Consider the following 15,390-nt stretch of genomic DNA (forward strand, 5'->3'; position numbering starts at 1 on the left):
GACGGTTAGTAGGCGAGCGAGCGGTCGACGGCTTCGAGCACCCGGTCGGGGCTGGGCAGGAAGTGCGTCTCCACCGCGGCAGGCGGGAACGGGGTGTCGAAGCCGGACACCCGCAACACCGGCGCCTCGAGCGAGTAGAACGCCCGCTCGGTGACGGTGGCGGCGATCTCGGAGCCGACGCTGACGAAGCCGGCGGCCTCCTGTGCCACGACGAGGTGGCCGGTCTTATGCACCGACTCGAGAATCGGCGCGTAGTCGATCGGTGAGATCGAGCGCAGGTCGATGACCTCGAGGTGGATGCCCTCGGCGGCGGCCAGGTCGGCGGCCTGCAGCAGCACGCTCACCATGGCGCCGTGACCGACAACCGTGACGCTCGTTCCGGTGCGCACCACCTTGGCGGCGTGCAGCGGGGTGCCGGCGCCGGTGAAGTCCACCTCGCTCTTGGGCCAGTAGCGGCTCTTGGGTTCGAAGAAGATCACCGGGTCGTTCGAGGCGATCGCTTCGCGCATCATCCAGTACGCGTCGTGCGAGTTGGACGGGCTCACCACGCGCAGACCCGGGGTGTGCGCGAAGTACGCCTCCGGGCTCTCCTGGTGGTGTTCGATCGAGCCGATGTGGCCGCCGTAGGGGATCCGCACGACGACGGGCATGGTGACGCCGCCCTCGTGGCGGTTGCGCATCCGGGCCAGCTGGCTGGTGATCTGGTCGAAGCCGGGGAAGACGAAGCCGTCGAACTGGATCTCGCAGACCGGCCGGTAGCCGCGCATGGCCAGGCCGATGGCGGTGCCGATGATGCCGGACTCGGCCAGCGGGGTGTCGAGCACCCGCTTCTCGCCGAATTCGGCGTGCAGCCCCTCGGTGACCCGGAAGACGCCGCCGAGCGGGCCGATGTCCTCGCCCATCATGAGCACCTTGGGGTCGTCGAGCATCGCCTGGCGCAGGCCCTGGTTGAGGGCCTTGGCCATCGGCAGGTTCGCGCTCGTGGGCGCGGCCGTGGTCACAGTGTCCTGCGTGGTCATCAGGACTCACTCCCGTCGAACGAGGTTTCGTAGGCGTCGAGCCAGGCTTTCTGCTCGACCACCAGCGGATGCGGTTCGGCGTAGACGTTGTCGAAGATCACCGAGCGGTCGGGGGCGGTGATCTCGAGGGCGCGACGACGCACATCCGCGGCGTAATCCGCGGCTTCTTCGTCGACGGAGTCGAGGAACTCCTGCTCGACGCCGAGGCCCTGCAGGTAGCTGCGGAAGCGCACGATCGGGTCGCGGGCGACCCAGTAGGCGAGCTCTTCCGGGTCGCGGTACTTGGTAGGGTCGTCGGCCGTGGTGTGCGCGCCGACGCGGTAGGTGAGCGCCTCGATGAGCGACGGGCCGTGGCCGGCGCGGGCGTCGTCCATGGCCTTGGCGGTGACGGCGTAGCTGGCCAGCACGTCGTTGCCGTCGACCTGCACGCCGGGCATGCCGAAGCCGCCGGCCCGCAGGTAGAGCGGGGAACGGGACTGGCGGGAGACCGGCACCGAGATGGCCCAGTGGTTGTTCTGCATGAAGAACACCTGCGGGGTCTGGTAGCTGGCCGCGAAGACCAGGGCCTCGTTGGCGTCACCCTGCGAGGAGGCGCCGTCGCCGTAGTAGACGATCACGGCCTGGTCGGTCTCGGGGTTGCCGGTGGCGGTGGCGCCGTCGAGCTGCATGCCCATGGCGTAGCCGGTGGCGTGCAGGGTCTGCGAGGCGAGCACGAGCGTGTAGAGGTGGAAGTTGCCGTGCTCCTCCGGGGTCCAGCCGCCCAGGGTCACGCCGCGCAGCATCCGCAGGATGTCGACCATGTCGAGACCGCGGATCATGCCCACGACGTGCTCGCGGTAAGAGGGAAACACGTGGTCCTGCGCGCGCGTGGCGTAGGCGGAGCCGACCTGGGCGGCCTCCTGGCCGTGACTGGGCACCCACAGGGCGAGCTGGCCCTGACGTTGCAGGTTGGCCGCTTCGGTGTCGAACTTCCGCACGACGACCATGTCGCGGTAGAAGGTGCGGTAGTCGGCCTCGGTCAGCCGCTCGAAGTAGGGCAGGAATTCCGCCGCGGAATCGGACGGGGAGAACGTCCCGTCGGCGGAGAGGAGCTGCACGGTGGGAGACGCAGCGGTGAGCACGGGTGCGTCGTTCGAGGTCACTGGCACCGTACTAACCTAGCCGCCGGGCCGGATGCCCCGTTGGTAGATCCTGCACAATCTCAGCGCTGATCCGTAGGAGTGTGGCCACAGATTCCTCCTCGCCAATCGAGACCCGGATGCCCTCCGGGTGGAAGGGCCGGACGACGAGCCCGGCATCGGTGAAACGTTCGGTGGCCGCCGCGGTGGCCTCGCCCAGGGGCAGCCAGACGAAGTTCGCCTGCGACGACGGGCTGTGCAGACCGGCACCGGCCAGGGCCTGCTGGATGCCGTCGCGACGCGCGGCGATGACGGCCACGCGGGCCAGCAGTTCGGCTTCGGCGTCGAGCGAGGCCAGCGCCGCCGCGGAGGCCTGGCCGGTGACGGAGAGCGGGATGGCGGTGGCGCGGGCCGCGTCGAGGATGCCGACCGGGCCGATGCCGTAGCCGACCCGGAGTCCGGCGAGGCCGTAGGCCTTGGAGAAGGTGCGCAGCACCACGAGGTTGGGGTAGCGGCCCAGCAGTGTGGTGCCGTCGACGGCGGCCGGGTCGGTGACGAATTCGGCGTATGCCTCATCGAGAATGACCAGTAGGTCGGTGGGCACCTGGTCCATGAAGGCCGCGAACTCGTCGGCAGTGACGACCACGCCGGTGGGATTGTTCGGGCTACAGACGAGCACGACGCGGGTGCGCGGGGTGATCATGGCGGCCATCGCGGGCAGGTCGTGGCCGTGGTCGGCGCGGTTCGGCACCGTCACGCTGGTGGCTCCGGACACCGTGACAAGGCTGGGGTAGGCCTCGAAGGAGCGCCAGGAGTAGAGCACCTCGTCGCCGGGGCCGGCGGCGGCGGTGATCAGCTGGGCCAGCAGGGCCACCGAGCCGGCGCCGATGTGCACCTCGTCGGAGGCCACGCCGTAGCGGGCGGCCAGCCGCTCGCGCAGGGCGAGGGCGGAGGCATCCGGGTACCGGTTGAAGGCCGAGACGGCGTTCACGGCATCGACGACTCCGGGCAGCGGGTCGAACGGGTTCTCATTGCTCGACAGTTTGAAGGCAGATGCGTTAGCCGCCTTGCCCTGCCGGTACGCCGGCAGCGCAACGATCTCGGGGCGCAGGCGGACTGATGGCTGGTCAGAAGGGCTCACTCCGCGAGTCTACGCCGCGACATATTCGCACTGCCGCATGCTCTGCACCGCCGGCTTGGCCCGGATCGTCCCGGTCTGCTGCGAAACCCGGTGCTTCGACTGTCATAGTGGAGGCATGGGACGTTTCCTGCTCAAGCTCATCGTCAACGCCGTCGCCCTCTGGGTGACCACGCTCATCGTCGCGGGGGTGCGGGTCGATCCATACGCGCCGGACACCACGGCCGTGGTGCTGACCTACCTGCTCATCTCCCTGATCTTCGGATTCGTCAACGGCTTCATCGGCGGGTTCGTGCGGATCGTCGCCTTCCCGCTCTACGTGCTCACGCTCGGACTGCTCTCGTTCATCGTGAACGGCCTGCTCCTGATGCTGGTGGCCTGGTTCTCGGGCCTGCTCGGCTTCGGCCTTGTTGTCGACTCGTTCTGGTGGGGCGTGCTCGGCGCGTTCGTGCTGGGCATCTTCAGCTGGCTGTTCAGCGTGCTCGTGCGGCCGCTGAACAACTCGAGCTCCTAACCGGAAGCGCCTCGGGCGGTCAGCCGACCCGTTCGGCGTGCCAGACGGTCTGCTCGCCCCGCTCGGTGCCCACCAGGCCGGCGAGGGTCTTCCGGAACGCCAGCAGCCGGGGTTCCTCCGACTCGTCGACGAGCCGGGCGGTGTCCTGGTAGGCGGTCATCTGGTGCGCGGGCAGGGTCTCGTCCGCTGGCACCGGCTGGTCCGCGAAGAGTTCCCGGCGCACGTACAGCCGCCCGTCGTCGGCGGCCGGAGCGCCGCCGGTGGCGGGAATGATGTCGTCGGAATGCTCGATCGCGATGGCCGGCAGGCCCTCGGGCAGGGCGGCCGGCACCGCCGGCGCCCCGAACGTGACCAGGCCCACCACGTTCGCGTCGCCGCGCGCCGCGAGCTCCACCGCGAGGAGGCCGCCCTGCGAGTGCGCAACGGGCAACACCGGATCCTCCGTCGCCACCCCGGCAGCCTGCATCGCCCGAAGCACCGCCGCGTAGGAACCGGACTCCTGGCCGGCCACCGCGGTGACGTTGGAGGTCATGTCCCACGGCTCGGTGGAGCCGGTCGGGCTCCACTCCAGGGTGCCACCGAGGTAGACCACCCACGACGGATGCGCCGCATCGCCGTACCGCTCCACCCTCACCTGGCCGCCGTCGTCCCTGGTGGGGATGCGGTCGGCGAGGTCTGCGAACCCCGTGGGCGGCTCCGGCGCGGCCAGCAGGGAACGAGGAACCGTGACCGACACGGGCACGGAGCCTCGCTGCGGCACCCCGAGCAACCCCGCCGTCCCTCCCGCCGCGGGTCCCCGCCTCGGCACGGACAGCGGACCCGCCGTTGGACCCGTCGGGGGAACCGCTCCCGTGGTCATACCGGCGGCAATACCAGCGGGCGTACCGGCCGTGGTGGCCGCACCGGCCGACGCACCCACCGGGGACACCCGCACCGGCGTCTCGCGCAGCATCCCGGCCGCCCGGCCCGCCCCGAGCAGCCCCAGGGCCGAGGACCCCGCGCCGAGCAGCCCGGCCCCGCCGTCGCCCAACAGCGCGGCCACCGGGAACGGCACCCCTGCCCGGCCCAGCGCCGCATCGTCGGCCGAGGAGGCCAGGGTGCGCACCAGTGCCACGGTGAGCGGGCTGGTGAGCAGCTGCGGGTTCGCGCTCACCCAGTCCGTGAGCGCGGGCGGAACCACCGTGGGTGTGCGGCCGGACAGGGTGCTGGTCAGGAGCGACCCGAGAGCCAGGTACGCCAGCGGCGTGGCGGCCGAGAGGGCGATCAGCGGCCCGAGCGCGCCCAGCGCGTAGCCGAGCCAGGAGCCCGTGACCCGCAGCATCCCCGCCAGGCCACCCTCGAGACGGCCGTAGTCCTCGGCGGTCGCGGACAGCGCGTCGGCGAGGGTGCGGCTGCGCTCGGCGACGTCGTCGATCGCCGCCAGCGCCCCGAAGACGCACGCCCCCAGGTCGTTCGGCCGCCAGCCCGGCGCCGGGCCCACACCGAGCGCCGACACCCGCCCGAGCCGGTCGCGCCAGCCCTCGGCGTCACCCTGCACGAGCCGCAGCGCCGCCATCTCGGCGAAAACCACGTCCGTGGCCACCAGGGTGCTGCCGCCACCGGAGACGGTGAGGCCACCGGGCGGGTCGTCCGGGCCGGTCCGGCCGCCCGTGCCCGTCACAGCGACGCCTTCACCCGGGAGATGGCCTCGTCCACGGCCCACAACGCGTCGTCCAGGGCCCGCCAGGCGCCCTGCAGCGTGCCGGCCAGCTCCGCCAGGCGGTCCTCGAACGCCCGCTGAGCCGGCGATCGCCAGCCGGAAACGGCCGGCCGGGCCGTCAGCCGGCGCCCCGTCACCTCCACGCCGTCACGCACCTGCCGCAACTGCCAGCGCTGTTCCCGCAACCGAGCCAACGCCGCCGCCGCCGGCTCGGCGTCCACGTTCGGCAGGATGCTGCCACCCGCACTATTCATCACACCTCCTCGTCGAGCCCCAGACTGTGCCACCCTGAAGGGCACTGTCGGATCGGGAGCGGGAACCGGGAGAAGTCGCCCGGACGGGCGGGTGTGGAGGAGGGGAATGTGGAACACAATGGACTCATGAATTTCGCCGCGCTCAGTCCAGATGAGGCGACGCCGTTCCGGATCATCTTCGTCTGCACCGGAAACATCTGCCGGTCTCCCATGGCCGAGGTGATGCTACGCGACCTGGTGACCCGGTCCGGCCTCGGACGCCTCATCACGACCAGCTCGGCGGGAACCGGGGACTGGCACGTGGGCGAGCAGGCCGACACCCGCGCCATCGCCGCCATGGCCAAGCGCGGCTACGACGGCAGCCACCACCGGGCCCGGCAGTTCGACGCCGGCTGGTTCGACGACCTCGACCTCGTGGTGGTGCTGGACCGCTCGCAGGAACGCATCCTGCGCAACTGGGCGCCCACCGAACGTGACCGCAACAAGGTGCGCCTGCTGCTCAGCTTCGACCGGGACCAGGCCGCCCTGCGGGATGTGCCCGACCCGTACTATTCCGACGATGCACTGTTTGACTCCGTTTTAGGCATGATTGAGAGAGCAAATATCGCGCTGTTCGCGCAGCTCGCACCCGCAATCAGACAGGGAGTCCGATGAGTCCACTACCCCCGCAGGTCCTCAGTCCACTAGACGGCCGCTACCGCGCCGCCGTCACCGAACTGGGCGAGCACCTGTCAGAGGCCGGACTCAACCGGGCACGGGTCAAGGTCGAGGTGGAATGGCTGATCACCCTCACCGATCGCAGCCTGTTCGGCTCGGTCCCACTCACCGCCGAGCAGAAGAGCGGACTCCGCGCCCTGGTCACCGACTTCGGTCAGGCCGAGATCGATGAGCTCGCCACCCTGGAGGCCGTGACCCGGCACGATGTGAAGGCCGTGGAGTACCTCGTGCGCCGCCGCCTCGTTCCGCTGGGCCTCGAGTCGATCAGCGAGCTCACCCACTTCGCCGCCACCAGCGAAGACATCAACAACCTCGCCTACGCCCTCACGGTCTCCGAGGCCGTGCGCGAGGTGTGGCTGCCCAAGCTGCGCGCGCTCATCGGAGCGCTCCGCGGCCTGGCCACCGACTACCGGGCCGACGCCATGCTCGCCCGCACGCACGGTCAGCCGGCCACGCCCACCACCATGGGCAAGGAGCTGGCGGTCTTCGTCTACCGGCTTGAGCGCATCCAGAAGCAGGTCGAGGCCAACGAGTTCCTCGGCAAGTTCAGCGGTGCCACCGGCACCTTCGCCGCGCACGTCGCCGCCGACCCCGATGTGGACTGGCCCGCGGTGTCGCGCGAGTTCGTCGAGGGTCTCGGCCTGGGCTGGAACCCGCTGACCACGCAGATCGAGTCGCACGACTGGCAGGCCGAGCTGTACGGCAAGGTCTCGCACGCCAACCGGGTGCTGCACAACCTCGCCACCGACATCTGGACCTACATCTCGATCGGCTACTTCCGCCAGGTGCCGCAGGCCGGCGCCACCGGCTCGTCGACCATGCCACACAAGATCAACCCGATCCGGTTCGAGAACGCCGAGGCGAACCTCGAACTCTCCAGCGCCATCCTGGACTCGCTGGCCGCCACCCTGGTGACCTCCCGGTTGCAGCGCGACCTCACCGACTCCACCACCCAGCGCAACATCGGCGTGGGCTTCGGCCACTCGCTTCTCGCCCTGGACAACCTGCTGCGCGGGCTCGGCGAGATCGACCTGGACCGGGACCTGCTCGCGCACGACCTGGACACCAACTGGGAGATCCTCGGCGAGGCGATCCAGACTGTCATCCGTGCCGAGGTCAGCGCCGGACGCTCGTCGATCGCCGACCCGTACGCCCTGCTCAAGGAACTCACCCGTGGCAAGCGCATCAACCGCGCCGACCTGGTGGCGTTCGTGCAGGAGCTCGAGATCGGCGACGCCGCCAAGGAACGCCTGCTCGGGCTCACCCCGGCCGGCTATGTCGGCCTGGCCGACCCGCTGGTCGACTACCTGGGCTGAATCCTCCGGCCGGGCAGTCAGGCCCCGGCGGTGCGGCCGATCAGCCGCCGGCGGGCCCGCCGGCGGCCGATCAGCTTGTTGAGCTCGACGAGCAGGAAGATGATCAGCGCCAGACCGAGCGTGTACGCCCACTCCCGCACGCCGATCGGCGTGGAGCTGAACCACACGTTCATGATCGGCGTGTAGACGAAGACCAGTTGGAGCACGAGCATCGTGCCCACCGAGAGCCATACCATCCGGTTGCCGTGCAACACGGCGGCGGTGAGGCTCGACGCGCGCAGGAATCGCGAGTTGAACAGGAACGCCAACTGGCTGAGGACGAGCATGGTGACGGCCGTGGTTTGCGCCTGGGCCCGCGACGACCCGAGCGAGAGCTCGAAGAAGAACACGCCGATGGTCGCGGCGGTGATCAGCACCGACACCCAGAGCAACCGGCCGAGGTACTCGGAGTCGAGCACCGAACCGCCCGGAGAGCGCGGTGGTCGCAGCATGATGCCGGGCTCGGCCGGCTCGGTGGCCAGCGCCAGCGACAGCGTGACGGCGGTGATCAGGTTCACCCAGAGGATCTGGGTGGGCTGCAGGGGTAGCGCGAAGCCGAACAGCACGGCGAGCAGCACGACCAGGGACTGTGCCGCCGTGGTCGGCAGGATGAAGATGATCGACTTCTGCAGGTTGTCCCGGATACGCCGCCCTTCCTCGACCGCCCGCTGGATCGTCGCGAAATTGTCATCCGCCAGCACAATGTCGGCGGCTTCCTTGGTGGCCTCGGTGCCTTTGATTCCCATCGCGACGCCCACATCGGCGCGCTGCAGCGCCGGCGCATCATTGACCCCGTCGCCGGTCATCGCGACCACCTCGCCGTGGGACTGCAGGGCCTTCACGATGCGCAGCTTGTGCTCGGGGCTGGTGCGGGCAAACACGTCGACGTTGCGCACAACTGCGGCGAGCTGGTCCTGAGAGAGCTTCTGGAGTTGCCCGCCGGTGAGCACCCTGGCGTCGCCGTCGACGATACCCATCTCCCGGGCGATCGCCACCGCCGTGCCCGGGTGGTCGCCGGTGATCATCTTCACCCGGATGCCCGCTGCGTGCATGGTGGCGATCGCCGCGATCGCTTCCGGTCTGGGTGGGTCCACGATCCCGACCACACCGAGGAACAGCATCCCGTCCTCGATATCGCGCAGGTGCAGGGCAGCCAGATCGGCCGGCGCATCCGCAACAGCCGCGCCCAGCACCCGGAGTCCAGCCGAACTGAGTTCGTCGATGCGGCGTTTCCAGAGGTCCTCGTCCAACGGTTCCACCAGGCCGGCGGCATCAAGCTGGTGCGTGCACCGTTCCAGCACCCGGCCGGGCGCTCCCTTGAGCAGGACACGCGCCGGCTGGTCCTCGAGCCGGCTGAGGGTCGCCATGAACTTGTTGGCCGATTCGAACGGGATCACCGCCAATCGGTCGTACCCGCTCGTCTCGAACCCGGCCTTCTGGGCAAGGGTGCGCAGCGCACCCTCCGTGGGCTCGCCCACGACGCGCCAGACGCCGTCGGCCTCGGCGACCCTGGCATCGTTGCAGACAGCCATGACCTCCACCAGCCGCGCCAGATCGTCCTGCCCGGCCGTGGTGACCCCTCGCCCGTCGCACAGCACCGCACCGACCGGGTCATAGCCGATGCCGTGTACGTCGTATCTCGCCGTGCCCGTGATCACGGTGCGAACGGTCATCTCGTTCCGGGTGAGGGTCCCGGTCTTGTCCGTGCACACCGTCGTCACCGAGCCGAGGGTCTCCACGGCGGTGAGCTTGCGCACGATGGCGTTGTGGGTTGCCATCTGGCGCACGCCCAGGGCCAGTGTGATCGTCACCAGAGCGGGCAGCCCCTCGGGGACGGCCGCCACGGCGAAGCCGATGGTCGCGGCGAAGAGGTCGGCGAAATCGCGGTCGTGCACGAAGCGGCCGATCACGAGCATGAGTCCGGACACGGCGAGGATCGCCAGGGAGACCCGGGTGCTGAAGGCATCCAACTGCCGGGTCAGCGGGGTGGCCAGGCTCTCGGCATCGGTCACCAGCGATTGGATGCGTCCGATCTCGGTGGCCGAACCGGTGGCGGTGACCACGCCGGTACCGCTGCCGGCCACGACGATGGTTCCGGAGAACAGCATGCAGGTGCGGTCGCCGATTCCCGCGTCCGCGGCCACCGCTGCCAGGGTCTTACTCGTCGGAACCGACTCGCCGGTCAGGGCCGATTCGTCGACCCGGAGATTGGTGCCCTCGACCAGTCGCAGGTCGGCGGGTACTTTGTCGCCGGGTTTCACCCGCACGATGTCGCCGGGTACGAGCGTGCCGGCATCGGCGTTCACCCAGTTACCACCTCGACGGGTCATAGCGGTCAACGACAGCATCCGCCGGATGCCATCCAGCGCCTTCTCCGCCCGGCCCTCCTGCAGGAATCCGATCACAGCGTTGATCACGGCGACCGCCAGGATCACGGCCGCGTCGACCCACTCCCCGAACACCACCGTGAGCACGGCCGAGCCCAGCAGGACATAAATGAGCACATCGTTGAAATGGCCGAGGAATCGTAAAACGGGGTTCGTCTTAGCGGCAAGCGGCAGGGTGTTCGGGCCGCTCCGGGCCAACCGTTCGGCCGCGTCGGCCACGCCGAGTCCGTGCCGGGTGGTGGACAGCGCTGCGCACACCGCGTCGGCGCTACTGGCGTACGGCGCCGCCATTCTCGGCGACCCCTCCGAGGTGTCAGCGGTCGAGGGCTCGGCGGGACCGGTGGGACGCCCGGTGGTCATGGCTGCCCCCTCCAGGGAAGCCATACCGGGAAGAGAACCACGATGCATCCATTACAGCACCGGTCACGTGGAGGATTGAGGGCTAATGGCCCTTGTGGTCACCGGTACGATTCTGCTCGTCCAGGTCGTCTTTCTCGGCGGGGGTGGGCTTCATGCCGAGCGCGAGCATGGCGATGACCACGAGGGCCACGATGAACGTGATGCCCAGCGCGATCGAGGACAGCACGAGGTTGCGGGTGGCCAGCAGGATCGTCAGTCCCACGAAGAGCGCCATAACGGCGGAGATGCCCACGAGCTCGACGGGCTTGAGGATCTCGGACCTGGTGGGCTTGTGCGGGGTGTTCTGGGTCACTGGGTGTCCGAATCTGTGGAGGAGTGGGCCAGGCCGCGCTGCGCATCCGTGTGCGCCCACGACAGGGAAAGACCCGCGATGACGAGGTAGACGCCGACGATGACCAGGTAGGCGCCGAACAGCCCCACCGAGACGACCGCGTGCGGCGGGAGGAGGAGGAAGGCCAGCGACAGCACGGCGGTGAACACGCCGACGAACAGCCAGTCCCTCGTGACCGGGCCGCGACCGCGTACCCGGATGCCCGAGTAGAGCTCCAGGACTCCCGTGACGGCCGCCCAGACCGTGACGAGGTAGAGGAAGAAGCCCAGCCCGCCGGCGTGCAGGGCCAGCGCCAGGGCGCCCGCGACGACGCCCACGGCGCCCTGCACGACAAAAAGCGTGCGGTCACGGGGGTCGAGTACGGTGCGCCAGCTGAGCAGGGCGGTGACCAGGCCCGTGGCCAGGGCGAAGGCGCCGAAGACGAGCAGGCCGAATCGGGCGGAGTGGTCGGCGTTGAACGTGATCACGGCCGCCGGCACGAACGCCACCACGGCGCGCGCGATGGGTACGGTCCAGTACCGGGTGCCGATGACGGCTGCTGCCGGGGCGTTCGCCACGCGGGGACCTCTTTCGTCGCAGGGAGTCCGTCCAGTCTACGCGGCGCACCTGGGCACGGTCGGTGCCGCCGGTATCCGCGGCCCGGCCAGGCGTTGCGCCCGGACAGTGGGGAGACTACGGTCGGCGAAATAGGGGGTCACCATGGACGATCCAGGCACACCGGCCAACGCGGCACCGGACACCGCCGCGCGCCCGGACCCGGCCGACCACCTCGCGACGCTGACCGAGATGTTCACCCGCGATCCGGATGCCGTTCCCGGCTACCTGAGCAGCCGGTCCGGGCTGCCGGGCCCGCGGGCCAACCTGCCGCTCGCCGACGCCTTCGCCGCAACGGCCCCCGCCGACCTGATCTGGAGCCTGGCCGATTCGGCCGACGAATACCTGGCCTTCTGCGGAACGGAGGGACTCGGCCGGTTGGCCCTCGAGCCCGCCGACCGCCCCGGCGCCCTCGCCGCCCTCCGCCGTGCCGCCGCCGACGAACGCTGGCGGGTGCGGGAGGGTGCGGCCAGGGCCCTGCAGCTGGTCGGTGACGCCGACCCGGAGGTGATGCACGGGGTCGTCGACGAGTGGTCGAACGCGGCGGATGCCTGGCTCGCGCGCGCCGCCCTGGCCGCGATCTGCGAGCCGCGGCTGCTGCAGACCAGCCCGGCCCAGGCGCTGGCGCTGCGCACCTGCGACCGCGCCACCGCCCTGCTGCTCGGCAGCGCGCCGATCGTGACCGACCCGGCCAGGGCCAGGGAGGCGCACCGGGTGCTGCGCCAGGCGCTCGGCTACGGCTGGAGCGTGGCCATCGCGGCCAGCCCCGAAGAGGGCCTCGCCGCGTTCCGCACGCTGTCCGCCAGCGAGAACCCGGACGCCCGCTGGATCGTACGCTCCAACCTCACCAAGGCCCGGCTGCGCACCGTGCTCGCCGAACACAACCTCTGGGGCGCCCTGGGCTGAGCGCCCTCAGCGTGACGTGCCGGGTCAGAGGGCGTTGACGGCGCCGAGCACCTTGGTGAGGGAGTCCTTGGCGTCTCCGAACAGCAGCGTTGTCTTCGGGTCGAAGAGCAGCTCGTTCTCGATGCCCGCGAACCCGGGGCGCATGGACCGCTTGAGGAAGACGATCTGACGCGCGTCCTCCACCTCGAGGATCGGCATCCCGTAGATGGGTGAGCCCGGCGAGGTCTTGGCGGCCGGGTTGACCACGTCGTTGGCGCCCACGACGAGCACCACGTCGGTGTTCTTGAACTCGGGGTTGACCTCGGCCATCTCCTTGAGCGACTCGTAGGGCACATTGGCCTCGGCGAGCAGCACGTTCATGTGCCCGGGCATGCGGCCGGCCACCGGATGGATCGCGAAGGCCACATCCACACCGCGAGCCTCGAGGGTCGTCGCGAGCTCGGCGATGGTGTGCTGGCCCTGCGCCACAGCCAGGCCGTAGCCGGGCACGATCACGACGCGCTGGGCGTAGGCGAGCATCACGGCCACGTCCTCGGCGTTGGAGGAGCGCACCGGCCGGTTGGACTGCACGGTGGATCCGGCGGTGGAGCCGCCGCGGAACGCGCCGAACATGATGCCGCTCACGCCGCGGCCCATGGCGGAGGCCATGGCGCGGGTGAGGATGGTGCCGCTGGCTCCCACGAGGGTGCCGGCGACCACGAGCAGCACGTTGTCCAGCACCACGCCGGAGGCGGCGACCGCGAGGCCGGTGAACGCGTTGAGCAGCGAGATCACGATGGGCACATCGGCACCGCCGACCGGCAGCACCAGCAGCAGCCCGACGGCCAGGCCGATCACGAGCAGCAGCAGCGCCCAGCCGGTGGACCCGGTGGCCACGACGACCCCGCCGATGACCACGGCCGCGACGGCCGCGAGGCTCATGACCCACTTCATGCCGGAGAAGACGACCGGGCGGGTGGTGATGAGTTCCTGCAGCTTGGCCACCGTGATCGCGGAGCCGGCGAACGACACCGCACCCACGAGCATGGTGAAGACCACCGCGACGAGCACCCAGGGGCCGTCGCTGTGGCCCAGTTCGAGCATTGCCACGAGCGCCGCGGCGCCACCGCCGACACCGTTGAACAGCGCCACCAGTTGGGGCATCTGGGTCATCTGCACCCGGCGGGAGATCGGGGCGGCGATCGCGGAGCCCACGGCGATGGCGAGCAGGATGTACGGGATGTTGTCGAGCTTGGCGGAGAGGAAGACCGTGATCACGGCGACCGTGGCCCCGGCGGCACCGATCAGGTTGCCCCGGCGTGCGGTCTTCGGTGAGCTCAGGCCCTTGAGGGCGAGGATGAAGCAGACGGCGGCGGCCAGGTAGAGCAGAGCGGTCCACTCGGCGGACAGGAGGCTCATTTGGTGGTGTCCTTCGTGGTGGCGGCGGGCTTCCGGCCGCGGAACATGCCCAGCATGCGGTCGGTGACGACGAAGCCGCCCACGAGGTTCGCGGTGGCCAGGGCCACGGCGAGGAGCGCGACGGCCAGCAGCCACGGGTCGTCGAGCTGGCCGGCGACGATGATCGCGCCGATCAGGATGATGCCGTGGATGGCGTTGGCGCCGCTCATCAGCGGGGTGTGCAGGGTGCTGGACACCTTGGAGACCACCTCGAAGCCGACGAAGACGGTCAACACGATGACCGTCAGGAGGGTGATCGGATCCATCAGTTCTTTCCTTCCAACGCGGCCGCGGTGGGTGCGTGGCGCACCTCGCCGCCGGAGGTGAGACAGGCGCCGGCGACGACCTCGTCGGCGCAGTCGGGAACGACCTGGCCGTCGGTCGTCATGAGCGCGAGCAGGTTGGCGACGTTCTTGGCGTACAGCCGGGATGCGTCGGACGCCATCGCGCTGGCGGCGTCCCGCATGCCCACCAGGGTGACGACCCCGTCGCCGGCGCTGGTGGGAACCAGCTGGTCCTCGCCGGGCAGCACGCCCTCAACGTTGCCGCCGGTTTCGGCGGCCAGGTCGACCACAACGGAGCCGGCCGGCATGGCGGCGACCATCTCCCGGGTGACCAGGAGCGGGGCCGGCCGGCCGGGGATCGCGGCGGTGGTGATGAGCACATCCGCCTTGGCCACGTAGGGCGCGAGCAGCTCGCGCTGGCGCACGGCCCGGTCCTCGGCGAGTTCGGTGGCGTACCCGCCGGCGCCCTCCACGGCGTCCAGGTCGAGGGAGATGAAGGTGCCGCCCATCGAGGTGACCTCGTCGGCCGAGGCCGGGCGCACGTCGTAGGCGGAGACCCGGGCACCGAGGCGCTTGGCGGTTCCGATGGCCTGCAGCCCGGCCACACCGGCGCCGAGCACGAGCACCCGGGCCGGCGGGATGGTGCCGGCCGCCGTCATGTAGAGCGGGAAGAAGCGTGGGAACCGGATGGTGGCCTCGAGCACCGCGCGGTAGCCGGCGACGAGAGCCTGGGAGGTGAGGGCATCCATCGACTGGGCGCGGGAGATGCGCGGGACCAGCTCGAGGGCGAAGGAGGTGACCTGGGCGGCGGCGAGGGCGGCCACGGTGGGCAACTCGGACGCCGGGGATGCCAGGCCCACGGTGATGGTGCCGGCTGGCAGGGTGGCGGCGAGTTCGGGGCTCAGCGGTCGCACGTGGCAGAGCACGTCGAAGGTGGTGGCGTCGAAGGCGCCAGCGACGTGCGCCCCGGCCTTCTCGTAGGCGGCGTCGGAGTAGCCGGAGGCGGCCCCGGCGCCGGACTCGACGGTGACGTCCACGCCCAGCGCGGTGAGTTGGAGCACCGTTTCCGGTGTTGCTGCGACACGTTTTTCGCCGTCTCGGCGTTCACGCCCAATGCCAACCTTCACGAGCAACCACTCCTTTGACGCATCTGCCACCGGACGAGCGTAAACGGGGTCGTTCGCGCGTCCCAGGGCGATCTCACTTCGTAGCGTACC

The 15,390-nt window shown here is 70.2% G+C and carries 15 protein-coding genes; 4 read left to right on the forward strand and 11 right to left on the reverse strand.

Annotation, left to right across the window (positions count from 1 at the left end):
* Positions 1 to 5 precede the first annotated feature (5 nt).
* Genes PA27867_RS19045 through PA27867_RS19055 form a run of 3 tightly spaced genes read right to left on the reverse strand, consistent with a single transcriptional unit; the run spans position 6 to position 3,278 of the window.
* The gene (locus tag PA27867_RS19045; protein WP_066598621.1) at positions 6 to 1,019 is read right to left on the reverse strand and encodes an alpha-ketoacid dehydrogenase subunit beta; all 1,014 of its coding nucleotides are present in this window, start codon (positions 1,017 to 1,019) and stop codon (positions 6 to 8) included.
* Complete coding sequence (locus tag PA27867_RS19050; RefSeq protein ID WP_066598625.1) at positions 1,019 to 2,161, reverse strand: thiamine pyrophosphate-dependent dehydrogenase E1 component subunit alpha; 1,143 nt, start codon at positions 2,159 to 2,161, stop codon at positions 1,019 to 1,021. The genes PA27867_RS19045 and PA27867_RS19050 overlap by 1 nt, the downstream gene beginning before the upstream one ends.
* 10 nt (positions 2,162 to 2,171) lie before the next feature.
* Complete coding sequence (locus PA27867_RS19055; protein ID WP_084021322.1) at positions 2,172 to 3,278, reverse strand: histidinol-phosphate transaminase; 1,107 nt, start codon at positions 3,276 to 3,278, stop codon at positions 2,172 to 2,174.
* Positions 3,279 to 3,393: 115 nt separating this feature from the next.
* Between PA27867_RS19055 and PA27867_RS19060 the strand changes: the two genes are divergently transcribed.
* Positions 3,394 to 3,789, forward strand: a complete 396-nt coding sequence (locus PA27867_RS19060) for a phage holin family protein (RefSeq protein ID WP_066598627.1) — start codon at positions 3,394 to 3,396, stop codon at positions 3,787 to 3,789.
* Positions 3,790 to 3,808: 19 nt separating this feature from the next.
* Here PA27867_RS19060 and PA27867_RS19065 read toward each other — a convergent pair whose 3' ends face one another.
* Together PA27867_RS19065 and PA27867_RS19070 are read right to left on the reverse strand one after the other, a co-directional pair.
* Positions 3,809 to 5,449, reverse strand: coding sequence for a hypothetical protein (locus PA27867_RS19065; protein WP_066598629.1), 1,641 nt, complete (start codon positions 5,447 to 5,449; stop codon positions 3,809 to 3,811).
* Complete coding sequence (locus PA27867_RS19070) at positions 5,446 to 5,742, reverse strand: hypothetical protein (RefSeq protein WP_066598631.1); 297 nt, start codon at positions 5,740 to 5,742, stop codon at positions 5,446 to 5,448. The genes PA27867_RS19065 and PA27867_RS19070 overlap by 4 nt, the downstream gene beginning before the upstream one ends.
* Positions 5,743 to 5,868: 126 nt before the next feature.
* Between PA27867_RS19070 and PA27867_RS19075 the strand changes: the two genes are divergently transcribed.
* Positions 5,869 to 6,396, forward strand: a complete 528-nt coding sequence (locus PA27867_RS19075) for a low molecular weight protein-tyrosine-phosphatase (protein WP_066598633.1) — start codon at positions 5,869 to 5,871, stop codon at positions 6,394 to 6,396.
* Positions 6,393 to 7,775 (forward strand): adenylosuccinate lyase, encoded by a 1,383-nt coding sequence (gene purB, locus PA27867_RS19080; protein ID WP_066598635.1) that lies wholly within the window; start codon positions 6,393 to 6,395, stop codon positions 7,773 to 7,775. The genes PA27867_RS19075 and purB overlap by 4 nt, the downstream gene beginning before the upstream one ends.
* Before the next feature lie 17 nt (positions 7,776 to 7,792).
* Here purB and PA27867_RS19085 read toward each other — a convergent pair whose 3' ends face one another.
* The 3 genes from PA27867_RS19085 to PA27867_RS19095 form a co-directional block, all read right to left on the reverse strand.
* Positions 7,793 to 10,561 carry a cation-translocating P-type ATPase gene (locus tag PA27867_RS19085; RefSeq protein WP_084021323.1) on the reverse strand — a complete coding sequence of 923 codons (2,769 nt, stop codon included), beginning with the start codon at positions 10,559 to 10,561 and terminating at the stop codon, positions 7,793 to 7,795.
* 82 nt (positions 10,562 to 10,643) lie between these two features.
* Entirely contained in the window at positions 10,644 to 10,913 is a 270-nt protein-coding gene (locus tag PA27867_RS19090; protein ID WP_066598640.1) for a hypothetical protein, read from the reverse strand.
* A complete protein-coding gene (locus PA27867_RS19095; RefSeq protein ID WP_066598642.1) occupies positions 10,910 to 11,509 on the reverse strand; it encodes a DUF308 domain-containing protein in 600 nt (199 codons plus the stop codon). Before PA27867_RS19095 ends, PA27867_RS19090 begins: the two co-directional genes overlap by 4 nt.
* Positions 11,510 to 11,651: 142 nt before the next feature.
* Here PA27867_RS19095 and PA27867_RS19100 point away from each other — a divergent pair, with 142 nt between their 5' ends.
* A complete protein-coding gene (locus PA27867_RS19100; protein WP_208857278.1) occupies positions 11,652 to 12,452 on the forward strand; it encodes a HEAT repeat domain-containing protein in 801 nt (266 codons plus the stop codon).
* A gap of 24 nt (positions 12,453 to 12,476) precedes the next feature.
* Here PA27867_RS19100 and PA27867_RS19105 read toward each other — a convergent pair whose 3' ends face one another.
* The 3 genes from PA27867_RS19105 to PA27867_RS19115 are packed head-to-tail and all read right to left on the reverse strand — an operon-like array spanning position 12,477 to position 15,300.
* A complete protein-coding gene (locus tag PA27867_RS19105) occupies positions 12,477 to 13,850 on the reverse strand; it encodes an NAD(P)(+) transhydrogenase (Re/Si-specific) subunit beta (RefSeq protein WP_066598644.1) in 1,374 nt (457 codons plus the stop codon).
* On the reverse strand, positions 13,847 to 14,155 hold the full coding sequence (locus PA27867_RS19110) for an NAD(P) transhydrogenase subunit alpha (RefSeq protein WP_066598649.1): 309 nt from the start codon (positions 14,153 to 14,155) through the stop codon (positions 13,847 to 13,849). The genes PA27867_RS19105 and PA27867_RS19110 overlap by 4 nt, the downstream gene beginning before the upstream one ends.
* Positions 14,155 to 15,300: a Re/Si-specific NAD(P)(+) transhydrogenase subunit alpha gene (locus tag PA27867_RS19115; protein WP_066600362.1), complete on the reverse strand. Its 1,146-nt coding sequence runs from the start codon at positions 15,298 to 15,300 to the stop codon at positions 14,155 to 14,157. The genes PA27867_RS19110 and PA27867_RS19115 overlap by 1 nt, the downstream gene beginning before the upstream one ends.
* Positions 15,301 to 15,390 lie beyond the last annotated feature (90 nt).

The organism is Cryobacterium arcticum (assembly GCF_001679725.1).
Classification (GTDB): Bacteria; Actinomycetota; Actinomycetes; order Actinomycetales; family Microbacteriaceae; genus Cryobacterium; species Cryobacterium arcticum_A.

Bases quoted from the DNA above. Each gene is read 5' to 3' on its own strand.
- PA27867_RS19075 (WP_066598633.1), top strand. From the start codon at position 5,869: ATGAATTTCGCCGCGCTCAGTCCAGATGAGGCGACGCCGTTCCGGATC.
- PA27867_RS19070 (WP_066598631.1), bottom strand. From the start codon at position 5,742: ATGAATAGTGCGGGTGGCAGCATCCTGCCGAACGTGGACGCCGAGCCG.
- purB (WP_066598635.1), top strand. From the start codon at position 6,393: ATGAGTCCACTACCCCCGCAGGTCCTCAGTCCACTAGACGGCCGCTAC.
- PA27867_RS19045 (WP_066598621.1), bottom strand. From the start codon at position 1,019: ATGACCACGCAGGACACTGTGACCACGGCCGCGCCCACGAGCGCGAAC.
- PA27867_RS19085 (WP_084021323.1), bottom strand. From the start codon at position 10,561: ATGACCACCGGGCGTCCCACCGGTCCCGCCGAGCCCTCGACCGCTGAC.
- PA27867_RS19105 (WP_066598644.1), bottom strand. From the start codon at position 13,850: ATGAGCCTCCTGTCCGCCGAGTGGACCGCTCTGCTCTACCTGGCCGCC.
- PA27867_RS19060 (WP_066598627.1), top strand. From the start codon at position 3,394: ATGGGACGTTTCCTGCTCAAGCTCATCGTCAACGCCGTCGCCCTCTGG.
- PA27867_RS19100 (WP_208857278.1), top strand. From the start codon at position 11,652: ATGGACGATCCAGGCACACCGGCCAACGCGGCACCGGACACCGCCGCG.
- PA27867_RS19110 (WP_066598649.1), bottom strand. From the start codon at position 14,155: ATGGATCCGATCACCCTCCTGACGGTCATCGTGTTGACCGTCTTCGTC.